Consider the following 12,847-nt stretch of genomic DNA (forward strand, 5'->3'; position numbering starts at 1 on the left):
TAAAATTTTTTCATTTTTATTGACCAGTATTCAAGTTTTATCTCATGCAAAAAGTAGATTTTCTAGTAATAGGTTCAGGTATAGCTGGCTTGAGTTTTGCACTCAAAGCGGCCGCTAAAGGGAAAGTTCTGGTACTAACCAAAGTAAATGCCGACGAAACCAATACCAAATATGCGCAAGGTGGCATTGCCGCGGTTTTTGACCCCGCCACCGACACCTTTGAAAAACATATTAACGATACGCTCATTGCCGGAGATGGCCTCTGTGACCGCAAAATTGTGGAAATAGTAGTAACCGAAGGCCCCGACAGAATTCAGGAATTGATCGATTATGGCACTAATTTCGACAAGCACGGCAGCGAATATGACCTCACACGTGAGGGAGGGCACTCTGAAAAACGAATTCTACACTACAAAGATATTACAGGCAAAGAGATTGAACGCGCGCTGCTTGAGCAGGTAAGCAAAAACCCTAATATCGAGATTCTGACGCATTACTACGCCGTTGAGGTTATTACACAACACCATTTAGGGATTGAAGTTACCCGCGAAACCAACGACATTACGTGTTTTGGGGTGTATGCCCTGAATGTACATACCGGACAGGTCGAAACCATTCTTTCAAAAGTTACGCTGATGGCTACGGGTGGAGCTGGTAATATTTATTCGGCTACAACCAATCCTGTAATTGCTACCGGCGATGGTATCGCAATGGTTTACCGCGCCAAAGGCAGAGTAAGAGATATGGAAATGATACAATTCCACCCTACATCTCTATACAATCCAGGCGAGTACCCCAGCTTTTTAATTACAGAAGCCGTAAGAGGTGAAGGGGGCGTGCTGAAAAACAAAAAGGGCGAAGAGTTTATGCAGAACTACGACCCACGCGGCTCGTTGGCCCCGCGTGATATCGTGGCGCGGTCGATTGATGCCGAAATGAAAAAATCCGGCGAAGACCACGTTTATCTGGATATTTCTTTCAAACCAAAAGAGCTTATCCTTCAGCATTTCCCGAATATCTACGAAAAATGCCTGAGCATAGGTATTGATATTACCAAAGACATGATTCCGGTTGTGCCAGCGGCTCATTATCTGTGCGGTGGTGTGCTAGTCGACGAATTTGGTCGCTCAACTATTCATCGTTTGTTTGCTTGTGGCGAGTGCTCGTCAACAGGTTTGCATGGTGCCAATCGTCTGGCTTCTAACTCTTTGCTCGAAGCGGCCGTTTTCGGCCATCGGATTGCCCAACAGGCGGTAGACGATATAGATAAAATCAGATTTCAGGAAAACGTACCAGACTGGAACGAGTTCGGAACCGAACAATCGAACGAAGAAATTCTGGTAACACACAACCTTCGTGAGTTACAACGCATGATGTCTGACTACGTGGGTATTGTCCGTTCTGACTTCCGTCTCGAACGTGCCTCTCGCCGTTTGAAACTTCTGAAAGAAGAAACAGAAGAATTTTACAAGAAAACCAAACTTTCGGTTAAGCTCTGTGAACTACGCAACCTCGTACAATGTGCCGAACTGGTTATCAGGTGTGCCACCAAGCGCAAAGAAAGCCGAGGTTTACATTTCACGACAGACTACCCGTATAAACTCGGCGGAAAACCCGAGAATTCGGTCTTGTAAGTCTATTATATTTCTCAGGAATTGAGTACATTTGATTTCTATTCGACTATATGAACCTTAATGTACTCAATTCTATGAAGTTATTATTCTTTATCTTCCCTATTGCTGTGTTTGCCCAAGCCCCTCCGAATGTTGAAAGTACCCTCGAAACAATTGACATAAAAACAGGCAAGAGAACCATAGTAATGAAAGAAAAACGCCATTTCGAAGCCCCGAACTGGTCGCGCGACGGAAAGTTTTTCATTATTAACTCAAAAGGCTTACTCGAAAAAATCGGGATGGATGGCAAAAGCCTCGGCAACATCAATACCGACTTCGCCAATCGTTGCAACAACGACCACGGCCTTAGCTTCGATGGCAAAATGTTAATCATCAGCCATAACGACAACCGCCTGCAAGGCAATCAGGGAGGCACCTCTCGTATCTTTACCTTACCTGCCGAGGGCGGCACACCTAAATTAATTACAGAAAAAGCACCTTCTTACTGGCATGGAATCTCGCCCGACGGTCAAACGCTTGTTTATTGCGCCATGCGAAACGGAGACTTCGATATTTACAGTATACCGACAGAAGGCGGCGAAGAAAAAAGGCTTACCAACGCTCCAAGCCTCGACGACGGCCCTGAGTATTCGCCTGATGGCAAATATATTTACTTTAACTCGCATCGTACCGGAAAAATGCACCTATACCGCATGAAACCCGATGGCAGTGAACAAGAACAACTCACCAACGACGAATACAGCAACTGGTTTGCTCACCCCTCGCCCGATGGCAAATGGATTGTTTTTATTACTTACATCAACGACCAACAAGATAAACACCCATTTGGTAAAAATGTGAAGCTCCGCCTGATGGAACTGAAAACCAGAAAAATAAAAGACCTCACAGAAGTATTTTTCGGTGGGCAAGGCACTATTAACGTACCGAGCTGGTCGCCCGATAGCAAGCAACTAGCTTTTGTTACCTATAAAGTAGATTAACACAGATTCCTCATATTTTAAATTCTCAATCTGATGACAGAAAACCAATCTCGTCGTTCGTTTTTACAAAACCTGGGGGTGGGCCTCGGCACCACAGCAATTGCCTTTACGGTACCTTCAATTGTTAGCGTGCCTGAGCCTAAACCCAAATATGAAGGCAAAAAACTAGGCATTGCACTGGTTGGGCTAGGGAGCTATGCCAAAAATCAGCTAGCAGTAGGGCTTGAACAAACCCCTAACTGTTATCTGGCAGGTATTGTAACAGGTACGCCCGCCAAAGCCGAAGAATGGATGAAAAAATACAATATTCCTAAAAAGAATGTATATAACTATCAGAACTTCGACCAGATAGCCAATAACAAGGATATTGACATTGTTTATGTGGTATTACCTAACTCGATGCACCATGAGTACGTAATTAGAGCCGCCAAAGCCGGTAAACACGTTATGTGCGAAAAACCCATGGCTAACACAGTAAAAGAATGTGAAGAAATGATAAAAGCCTGTAAAGATGCAGGCGTACAACTGGGCGTGGGCTACCGGATGCACTTCGAGCCATTTACGAAAGAGATTATCCGCATGAGCCGCGAGAAAGTTTTTGGCGAAACCCGTTTTATTCAATCAAACTTCGGTTTCCGCATTGGCGACCCTACCCAATGGCGTCTGAAAAAATCGATGGCAGGAGGCGGCCCTCTGATGGATGTTGGCGTTTATTGCGTACAGGCAGCACGCTACGTAACAGGCCGTGAGCCGCTGGCTGTAACCGCCCAGTTTGGCCCCATTACAGACCCTGAGCGTTTCAAAGACGTAGAAGAATCGCTCTCATGGCAGTTCGATTTCCCCAATGCTGTAACTGTAAACGGCTTTACCTCTTACAAAACCAATATTGAGCAATTGTTTATCACTGCCGACAAAGGCTTTATTCACCTGAGCCCCGCTTATAGCTATGGCCCCATTAAAGGCCGCACCAGTCAGGGCGAACTCAACTTGCCTGTGGTACACCATCAGGCCAATATGCTCGAAGCTATCTGCCGCGAATTTCTCGAAACAAAGGCGTTTCCGGCACACATCTCAGGCGAAGAAGGGCTTCGTGACATGAAAATCCTTACGGCTATTTATGAAGCTGCCCAAACAGGCAAAAAAATCAGTCTTGTATAAACTAATGCTATTTTGTCGTTTCAAAGCTGTGTTTTCATCAACACAGCTTTTTTTATGCCCATACATAAAGCCGCTAATAAAATAATTATGCCCATTTATTAAAGCACCTTGCGTGTATGTGCTTGTTTTATCATCTTTGATAAGAAAACAACCGTATCACAAACCTGCTTGACACCAAGACTCTACATACTGTTTTTTCTTTTTCCGTTCACTGGCATGGCACAGGTCAATGCTGTTTTTCCATACCTGCACCTGCGGTTCGATAACCTTACGCTTAAAGATGGGCTTTCGTCAAAAGATATTTCTTTTGTGCATCAGGACCAACGCGGGCTTATCTGGATTGGCACCAAAGACGGACTAAACCGTTTCGATGGCATTAATATTAAAGTTTACCGCAAATCGCAGAAAACCTCTTCTCTGATTGACAACCGACTTAACTCAATAATAGAAGATACTGACGGCACTTTCTGGATAGGCACACAGGGTGGCATAAGCCATTTTAATCCTTTCTTTGAAACCTTCGAGAACTTTGTAAATGACCCTAAAAACCCCAAAAGCCTTTCTGACAACTGGGATTGCAACGTTTTTAAAGATTCACACCAAAGAATCTGGGTCATGAATAACCGCGGGCTTCATTTATTTAACAGGCAAAACAAAACATTTGAGCTACATAGCAGTACAAGCCACAATGCCTCAAAATACCGCAATGTCAACAATGTTTTTTATGCCGTTGAAGACGAAACCGGCAACTTCTGGCTATGCTCATGGAACGGAATCGTCAGGTATAACCCTGTTACACAGCAGTTCTCGCACCTCGAAAAAACCAACAGCGTAGCTAATTGTATCTGCCATGACAGCCACCAAAACTGGTGGTTCGGGGCATGGGACACAGGTTTGTGCCAATTAAACCCTATTACTGGAGAATACCGGAAAATACCATTGAGAAAACAGTTTCCTGACGAAACATACAGCGTTTTTGGTATACGGGAAATCAACAAACAACTTTGGATAAGCACCAATGCTGGTTTATTTATTGTTCCGCCTGACAAAATCAATAACCTTACCGATTTATCAGACGCAGCCCATTATACCTACGAAAGTACAAACCCCTTTGGGCTGGCAGGCATGATAAACACAGGCGTTTTTCAGGATAAACAAGGAACCGTCTGGATATATACCGATGGCGGCGTAAGCAGGGTTTTTCCGTCAAAACAATTGTTCGGTAAAATTCCGGTTCATAACAAAGGTTTCACAACCGAAATCTTCTTTGATGAATCTATCAACCTGATTGGTGCATGGGGCGAAGATGCCCTCACCATAACCGACAAGAATTTTACCCCAATTCAGACCTATAAAAATTTTCCTCCGCAGCTTAATACACAAGCTAACCATGCTATTAACGCCATCATTAAAGATAAAACCAATGCCAGTACCTACTGGATTGGCACCATGAATGGCCTTGTAAGAGCCAATTTCAATACCCAGACATTCAAGGTTTTTCAGCATGACGATAAAAACCCCGCCTCTTTAGGCCACAGGCGTGTTAATGCTCTGCTGCTCGATAGTAAAGGGAGGCTATGGGTAGGTTTATACGACTTCGGCCTTGACTTGTATATGCCCGAAACGCAGTCGTTCACGCATTTTAAACGTCAGGAAAAACAGCCCGACAGTCTGGGCGATAATCTGGTTTGGGAATTACTGGAAGACAAACGCGGGAATATCTGGGTACTTCAGAATGTATGCCTGAGCCGCTTTAATGAAAAAACCAGAAGTTTTCAGCACTTTAGGCATGAAAACGGTAATCCGAAAAGCCTGTCGGGCTACCGCCTGACGGCCATTTATCAGGATACAAAAGGCAGAATCTGGATAGGCACCGATAATGGGCTGAACTTTTTCGACGAAAAAACGGAAACTTTTACCCATTGGACAACCGACGAGGGCCTTGTAAACAATGAATGTACTAATATTCAAGAAGATACACACGGAAACATCTGGGTGGCAACCTCTAATGGATTATCAAAATTCGACTGGCGGGCTAAGCGTTTTTTCAACTTTACCGAGCTTGACGGCCTTACAGGCAATGTACTATCGGGCGATTTCAAAAAGGATAAAGACGGGAAATTTTATATCGGTTATTACGAAAACATCGACAAACTCGACCCCGCCGCCGTCAAGACCAACACCGTTGCGCCTAAAGTATTACTTACCAATGTTAAAGTACTTAATCAGGACAAACACTTTAACATCCCTATTGAAAAAGTAAGGCAATTATCGTTAGAGTATTACGAAAACGAGTTTTCGTGTAATTTCATAGCCATTAACTACAACAATGCCAGTAAAAACCAATATGCGTACAGACTTGAAGGGCTTGAGAAAAAATGGAATTATGTGGGTAACCAGCATTTAGCCAGTTACTCAAACCTGCGTGAAGGCGAGTACGTTTTTCATGTAAAAGCTGCCAATAACGACGGAGTCTGGAACGAAGAAGGTGCAAAACTGAAAATCATTATTTCGCCCCCCTTCTGGCGAACGTGGTGGTTTGCGGCACTTTCAGCCATTTTTTTGTCGGGGCTGGGGTATACGCTATTTGTGATGCGCATAAGCCAGATACGCAAACAAGAGGCACAAAAAAGTGCGATAAGCGAACAAATTGCCGAATTACGCATGAAAGCCCTGCGCGTGCAGATGAACCCCCACTTTATGTTCAACTCATTGAATGCCATTCAGGAGTGCGTCATTACCGGACAAACCGATGCCGCCGTTACGTATCTGGCACAATTTTCAAAACTTATGCGCATGGTGCTGGAAAACTCTGATAAACGCCGGATTTCGCTCGATAAAGAACTAGAGGTTATCAAACTATATCTTGACCTCGAGAAACTCCGTTTTTCAGAAGTTTTTTATACTGAAATATCCGTAAATACTCATGAAGATATTACCCTGCTGACTATCCCCCCGATGATGATTCAGCCTTTTCTAGAAAATGCCATCTGGCATGGGTTATTGAAGAAAAAAGGCCGAAAGCAGATAAAAATCACCATCAGTTCGGACGAAACTCTTTTATATATTCAGATAGAAGACAATGGCATTGGCAGGGAAGCAGCACAGAGCCAGAAAAACCAGTTAAAATCAGCGCACGCTTCGAAGGCTCTGGACATTCTGGATGAACGCCTGAAAATTATTACAGACCTGAATCAGATTAAAGCCGATTTTAAAGTAATAGACTTATACGACCACACACAAAAGCCCGCAGGAACAAGGGTAGAAATAAAGATTCCGATTTAAGACACATAACACCTGATTTCATGAAAGCCATTATTATTGACGACGAACAAAAAAGCAGAAATCTGCTGAAAGAACTCCTGAACCGGTACTGCCCCGACGTTGAAGTACTCGATTCGGCAGCTAATGCCCAGCAAGGTATTGAATTAATCAGAAAAAATACGCCCGATGTGGTTTTTCTGGACATTTATATGCCAGACATTGACGGCTTTCAGCTATTAGACCTGCTGGGAGACATTAATTTCGATATTATTTTCGTAACGGCCTATAACGAATTTGCCGTAAAAGCCTATAAATACACCGCCTTTGACTACCTGCTAAAGCCGGTTATTCCTGACGACCTCCAGAAAACCATTGAGCGGCTCAAGCTAAAGCATGAAAAAAGCAAACTAAACGAACAGTTATCGTTACTCCTGAAAATCTGGAAAACCCCCAAAGAACTACCCAACAAACTTATTATTAACTCTCTTGATGGCATTACACTGCTGAATATTTCTGAAATTATTTGTCTGGAAGCAGACGGCCCCTACACCACTATTTTTACAGCCAACGATGGCAAGATTGTTTCGTCAAAAAACCTGCGCGAATATGAAGACGTGCTTACCGAACACCATTTTTTCAGAACTCACCACAGCTTTATGGTTAACCTCAATCATGTAAAGAAATTCATCAAGGCCGACAACCTGTTAGTACTTACCAATGGGCAAACTGTTGATGTAAGCAAACGCAAAAAAGAAGAGTTTCTCGAAATGCTCAAAAACATTTAATTTTATAAAGTTTCTTCTACCAATTGTTAACTCTAGTAAAGCACTTATTAATCTTCGGGGCTGTTTGGTTTGTTTTTTCTGACTTTTAGGTATCAAAAACACCTATTATGTCATTCCGAATTACTTTCTTACTCCTGAGCCTACCGTGGAGCCTCTTTGCACAAAAACCCGCAGGCTGGTCAAAACAAGACTGGGACAAAGCCATTGCACAAAAGGGTGCGCAACTCATCCTGAGTTCAAACAAAGACCTGCTCGAACCCAACGAAACCTGTATGCTGTCGGTCAGGGTGCTTATTCCGCCTAAAGACAACGCCGAAGGCGTACCCGAAGGAATGCCAACCGATATGCTACTGCCAGAGGGCGAGGTTAATCCTTACAAAGTAACCAACTGGCGGGTGGTTGAAGGTGGCGGTAATATCATTACAGAATCAATTGTAGCCAATTATACCGCACCCGGGCAAGCCCCTGCCAAAAGAATCATGGTTGTTTCTGTCGACTGCGAACCCCTAAGCCCGAATTTACCCAAAGTACAATTACTAAAAACCCTCTATTTTGTCGAAAACGAAACGGCTATTGTATTAAATATGCCCAGCATGGGTATCATAAATGCCAAGTTTACTAATAAAAACAACGGAGGTTTCCAGATGCCTGCGGTTCCGGCCAATGTGAAACTCCCCCCCGACGTGCAAGCCAAAATGCAGGAAGCGCAAAAACAGTTGGCACAAGCCCAGAAATCGAGCGGCTATAATTTAAGTGCCATCAGCAGCAATGCCATGGCTATTTATGACCCCAAACAAAACCTGACCGCCACCCGCTTTTCAGAATTGGCCCTGCAAGCAATGGATGGTAGTTTACAGATAGTGCCTAGCATAGCTATTTTAGGTTTTGCCTATAAAGGTAAAGATATGGGTACTTTCTCGCTCGTGGGCAAAGACATAGGTTTGGGGTTTGCCATACCTAGTAGCCAACAAGCCTTTGGCTGTGGCAAGGATATTAAAGACCCACAAGACAACGAACTACCCTGCACAGGTATCGTAACCATTACAAAAGACGATGGCAAAACCATGGAAGGGCATTTTTCAACAAAGATTTATACGGCCGTAGGCAAAGAAATAGTTGTAGGCAGTATTTACGGAAAATTCACAGTAATGAAAGCAAATTAAAACCAATACCATGAAAAAACTACTTGCTATTTTTGCACTATTACCCTTTTTGGGGGTTGCACAGGATATTAAAGCCTACCAGAATTATGATTTTGTAGCAGGCGACAAGATTATCTTCGCCGATGATTTTTCGGACTCTCGGCAGGGAGAATTCGGGATTCACTGGAAACTAAACGGCGGGCAAGCCGTAGTTAACAAAGCAGGCGACGAAAACGCACTTTTTATTACACAATTCTACACGGTTTTGTCGCCTCGTATGAAAACCCCCAGCTATTTACCTGCCGAGTTTACCATCGAATTTGACACTTGGCATGATGAAGCATACGACAGCAACGCAGGTGTAATGCTTCTCCTGAAAAACGGGGAAGATACGCCCGTAACCCTGACAACATACAACGTATATGTTACCTGCGATTATCCGGGCGGCACATTAAACGGCCCATTGCCCGAAAGCCTCAAAAGTGAGAATTATTTCAACAAATGGCATCATTATGCCATTGCCTATAAAAATAACCAACTGAAAGTCTACTGCGACCAATACCGTGTTCTGGTTGTGCCTGACATTGAGTTTAAGGCCGTATCAGTGAGCATGGCCGGAAATGCCAGCGAAGGCAAAAACATGATGTTCAAAAATTTCAAACTGGCCGCAGGCGGCGACATGAACATTATTGGCAAGGCTTTTACTGATGGCAAGTATATTTCGCACGGAATCCGTTTCGATGTTAACAAGGCTACTATCAAACCCGAATCAATGGGTGAAATCAATGCCATAGCCAAAATTCTGAAAGAAAACCCCTCGCTCAAATATGAAATAGGCGGCCACACCGATTCGGACGGTGACAATGCCAGCAACATGAAACTTTCGCAAGCCCGTGCCGAGGCAGTAAAAAATCAACTTGTTTCAACAGGTATAGAAGCCTCGCGGCTCACCACAAAGGGCTACGGCGAAACCAAGCCCATAGCCGACAACAACACCTTTGACGGCAAAGCCAATAACCGAAGGGTTGAGTTTTTAAAACTCTAGCAACTATTATCTGACTATAAACAAACAAAAGCCCAAGCTGTTTTTTCAGCATTGGGCTTGTTTTTATATAATTGTATAGCTTAAAGTTTAGGTGCGGCAGGCTTATGAGGCACATCGAAAGTGTTAGCTCCTTTGACCTTTACCTTACGACGAAACACCTTATCGACACAAGTAATATACATGGTATCAAAATCAGGGCCACCAAAACACAAATTCGATACCTGCCCTCTGGTTTTAGGCACGGTCAGAATAGCATTTACCCGTCCGGTTTGGTCAAGTACCTGTATACCCGAAAGCGAAGTAACATATATTCTTCCATCTTTATCACATTTTAAGCCGTCCGACCACGCATTTTCATCTACATCTCTCACATGCAGCCAGCCATATTTTTGTTTATGTGCCAGCCGACCATCGGCTTGTATCTGGTACACCCAAACCCAATGCGAAGCCGACTCCGTTACATACAGTTGTGTCTGGTCGGGCGAGAGTGTTAGCCCATTGGCAAACTTCAACCCCTCATCTACTTCAATTTTTTCTCCGTTGGGCCTTATGAGGTACAGCTTACTAGGGGCTGTAACACCGTTAGGGGCAGTAATGTAGATGTTTCCATTGCTGGCCACTACAATATCGTTGCCCGTCTGATTATCTGCTACAACCGTTTCTTTGCCCGTAGCATCATAACTCAGAATTTGTTTGGTTCCGCCTGCCACTACATACCGTTTTCCATCGGGGCTGAAAGCCGTACCACTCGATTTTTTCGCATCAAGGTCGAGCGTTACCAATTTTCCGTCTAGCCCTATCTTATAGGTTTTTGAGTTAGGAATATCCTGAAAATACACCTCACCAGCCGCATTAGCTGCTATGCCCTCTGTAAACGTGTATCCTTCGCCCACCAGCTCCCAATCCTGATTATCCAGAAGAATTTCACTTACAAACTGATTTTTACTTTTTCCGGCTGTTACAGGTTTCGGATAATCTTTCCAGAGCCATCGCATTGCTTCAGGAAAAACCGCCGTGCCATGTTTACCATTATGCGCCCCTTCGCCCCAAGCGTGTTTTACTTCATAGCCCGAAAAAACCAATGCTCGTTCCATTAACTCATTCGATTTCCACCAATCTCCTGCATAAATATTCAGGTCGTTCGTACCATCCTGTAAATATACCCGAATAGGCTTCGGTGCATACTTCCTGATTAATGTTGGATATTCGTGCGCACCTCTCAAACCCACATAAGTACCAATGGCACTAAATACCCTCGAAAAAGCATCGGGGCGTTCCCATGCGGCAGTAAAAGCACACACAGCACCGCTGCTTGCACCTCCAATGGCACGGTCGTTTCCATCTTTCGATAAGCGTATCGGGCGGCCGTCGCTAGTAGTCTTCTTCTCTACTTCGGGCAGTAATTCTTCCAGAATAAACCTTGCGTAAGCATCTCCTAGCCCATCGTATTCAAAACTACGATTAAAGCGGTCGAGTGCAGCCGATTCGTTGTCGGCTTTTACCTTTCCGTGCATCACAAAAACACCTATGGTAACAGGCATTTCTTTTTTATGAATCAGGTTATCAAACACGGTTGGGGCTTTCCACTGGATACCGTCCTGATTTACATATACACAGGCCGGTTTATCAGGCTTGTACTGAGCCGGAACATAAACCCAGTACTCGCGCCATGTACCCGGAAATATCTTGGAACTGGCAAATTCAAACTTTAAAACTTCTCCTTTAGGTACGCCTGCCTGCTCAACCGAAGCGGGGTCTTCGGCATAATTTTCGGCGGGGGTTTGTGCTAAAGAATGCCCATGCCACAGCATAAATAGGGCAAAAACGATTTTTTTCATAGTTCAGAAGAATAGGTGGTGTATAATAGCCAAATATACTAAAAAACTTTCGATGCCCTCTGAAAATATCCTGATAATCAGGCCGTTTCTTCCATTCCCGAAATCCGCTTATGGCTTAAAACCTGCATTTGGTTAAACCAACGTATGTAAATATTAAATGCCGCATTCATGAAAATAAAATTTTACGACCTTTCAGTAAATTTTATAGCATAATGTTCACCCGAAAATAAAAACACTGCTTATAAAAAACGTTATTAGCAATACCCTGAGCCATCGGTAGCTCAAGATTTCTAATAACTTTAATTATTCTTATAACATGAAAACCTTCTGTTTATCAACTGTTTTATTCTTGTTATCGCTAGGTTGTTTGGCCCAGATAGCTAACGATAACACCATGACTGTACTCATTAACGGCACCGAGTATAAAACCCAGCCCAGACAAATAAAAATTGGCAACTACGGTTACTTTACTGGCAACGCAACCAAACCCGACAGAATGGTAAGAATCTGGCTAGGCGATTTTTACGGACGCTCGGCAGTAGAATCAGGCACTTATCTGATAGTAAACGCCGACAACCCCGATACCAAAGAAAACATAAAAAAAGCACAGGATTTAGGCAAGTATAAGGGTATTGCAGCCATAAGGTATGTAGAAGAAACCAAAGAACCACGCATGGAATACCACATGGGAGAATCGCAGAACAACAACGAAACCCTTGAGGTAAAAAATACCGGAGATGGTTTTATTGAAATAACATTCAGCAGCAAGCTCACGGGTACTTACTGGAAAGAAAAAGCCTCGGCAACTGTGTTTGGCGGATTGGGCCGCCTGAAAGATAAAATGGAAAACAAGGTAATTACCCAAGCCACCGGATTCGACTCTAACATTGACCCTGAAGGAAATGGCTACAAAAAGCAAGACAAAAAGGATGAAATCGTGCTAACCAACGGGAAAATGCGCCTGAAAAGCAACTAATCACTAGCATATATACGAATACCTA

At 43.7% G+C, this 12,847-nt stretch carries 9 protein-coding genes; 8 read left to right on the forward strand and 1 reads right to left on the reverse strand.

Translation table 11 applies throughout. From position 1 onward, the window contains the following. Window positions 1-44: 44 nt before the first annotated feature. The 7 genes from nadB to WAA15_RS13065 all read left to right on the forward strand — a co-directional run bounded on the left by nadB (window position 45) and on the right by WAA15_RS13065 (window position 10,008). The gene (nadB, locus tag WAA15_RS13035) at window positions 45-1,634 is read left to right on the forward strand and encodes an L-aspartate oxidase (protein ID WP_337043212.1); all 1,590 of its coding nucleotides are present in this window, start codon (window positions 45-47) and stop codon (window positions 1,632-1,634) included. Between the two features lie 74 nt (window positions 1,635-1,708). After that, a complete protein-coding gene (locus tag WAA15_RS13040; protein WP_337043213.1) occupies window positions 1,709-2,614 on the forward strand; it encodes a TolB family protein in 906 nt (301 codons plus the stop codon). Window positions 2,615-2,647: 33 nt separating this feature from the next. Next, a complete protein-coding gene (locus tag WAA15_RS13045; RefSeq protein ID WP_337043214.1) occupies window positions 2,648-3,772 on the forward strand; it encodes a Gfo/Idh/MocA family protein in 1,125 nt (374 codons plus the stop codon). Window positions 3,773-3,988: 216 nt separating this feature from the next. Continuing rightward, window positions 3,989-7,057: a ligand-binding sensor domain-containing protein gene (locus WAA15_RS13050; protein WP_337043215.1), complete on the forward strand. Its 3,069-nt coding sequence runs from the start codon at window positions 3,989-3,991 to the stop codon at window positions 7,055-7,057. A 20-nt stretch (window positions 7,058-7,077) separates the two neighbouring features. Then, entirely contained in the window at window positions 7,078-7,821 is a 744-nt protein-coding gene (locus tag WAA15_RS13055; RefSeq protein WP_337043216.1) for a LytR/AlgR family response regulator transcription factor, read from the forward strand. A 107-nt stretch (window positions 7,822-7,928) separates the two neighbouring features. Beyond that, window positions 7,929-8,984 carry a hypothetical protein gene (locus tag WAA15_RS13060; RefSeq protein ID WP_337043217.1) on the forward strand — a complete coding sequence of 352 codons (1,056 nt, stop codon included), beginning with the start codon at window positions 7,929-7,931 and terminating at the stop codon, window positions 8,982-8,984. Between the two features lie 10 nt (window positions 8,985-8,994). After that, complete coding sequence (locus tag WAA15_RS13065) at window positions 8,995-10,008, forward strand: OmpA family protein (RefSeq protein WP_337043218.1); 1,014 nt, start codon at window positions 8,995-8,997, stop codon at window positions 10,006-10,008. Between the two features lie 80 nt (window positions 10,009-10,088). Here WAA15_RS13065 and WAA15_RS13070 read toward each other — a convergent pair whose 3' ends face one another. Beyond that, window positions 10,089-11,846: an SMP-30/gluconolactonase/LRE family protein gene (locus tag WAA15_RS13070; protein WP_337043219.1), complete on the reverse strand. Its 1,758-nt coding sequence runs from the start codon at window positions 11,844-11,846 to the stop codon at window positions 10,089-10,091. Window positions 11,847-12,162: 316 nt separating this feature from the next. Between WAA15_RS13070 and WAA15_RS13075 the strand changes: the two genes are divergently transcribed. Further along, window positions 12,163-12,822: a hypothetical protein gene (locus WAA15_RS13075; RefSeq protein ID WP_337043220.1), complete on the forward strand. Its 660-nt coding sequence runs from the start codon at window positions 12,163-12,165 to the stop codon at window positions 12,820-12,822. The last annotated feature ends 25 nt before the right edge of the window (window positions 12,823-12,847 follow it).

It is taken from the genome of Emticicia sp. 17c, from assembly GCF_037153985.1.
Lineage (GTDB): Bacteria > Bacteroidota > Bacteroidia > Cytophagales > Spirosomataceae > Emticicia.

What these genes read in the sequence shown, in the direction of transcription:
- WAA15_RS13050 (WP_337043215.1), top strand. Translation starts at nt 3,989, where the DNA reads ATGGCACAGGTCAATGCTGTTTTTCCATACCTGCACCTGCGGTTCGAT.
- WAA15_RS13045 (WP_337043214.1), top strand. Translation starts at nt 2,648, where the DNA reads ATGACAGAAAACCAATCTCGTCGTTCGTTTTTACAAAACCTGGGGGTG.
- WAA15_RS13065 (WP_337043218.1), top strand. Translation starts at nt 8,995, where the DNA reads ATGAAAAAACTACTTGCTATTTTTGCACTATTACCCTTTTTGGGGGTT.
- WAA15_RS13075 (WP_337043220.1), top strand. Translation starts at nt 12,163, where the DNA reads ATGAAAACCTTCTGTTTATCAACTGTTTTATTCTTGTTATCGCTAGGT.
- WAA15_RS13060 (WP_337043217.1), top strand. Translation starts at nt 7,929, where the DNA reads ATGTCATTCCGAATTACTTTCTTACTCCTGAGCCTACCGTGGAGCCTC.
- WAA15_RS13055 (WP_337043216.1), top strand. Translation starts at nt 7,078, where the DNA reads ATGAAAGCCATTATTATTGACGACGAACAAAAAAGCAGAAATCTGCTG.
- nadB (WP_337043212.1), top strand. Translation starts at nt 45, where the DNA reads ATGCAAAAAGTAGATTTTCTAGTAATAGGTTCAGGTATAGCTGGCTTG.
- WAA15_RS13070 (WP_337043219.1), bottom strand. Translation starts at nt 11,846, where the DNA reads ATGAAAAAAATCGTTTTTGCCCTATTTATGCTGTGGCATGGGCATTCT.
- WAA15_RS13040 (WP_337043213.1), top strand. Translation starts at nt 1,709, where the DNA reads ATGAAGTTATTATTCTTTATCTTCCCTATTGCTGTGTTTGCCCAAGCC.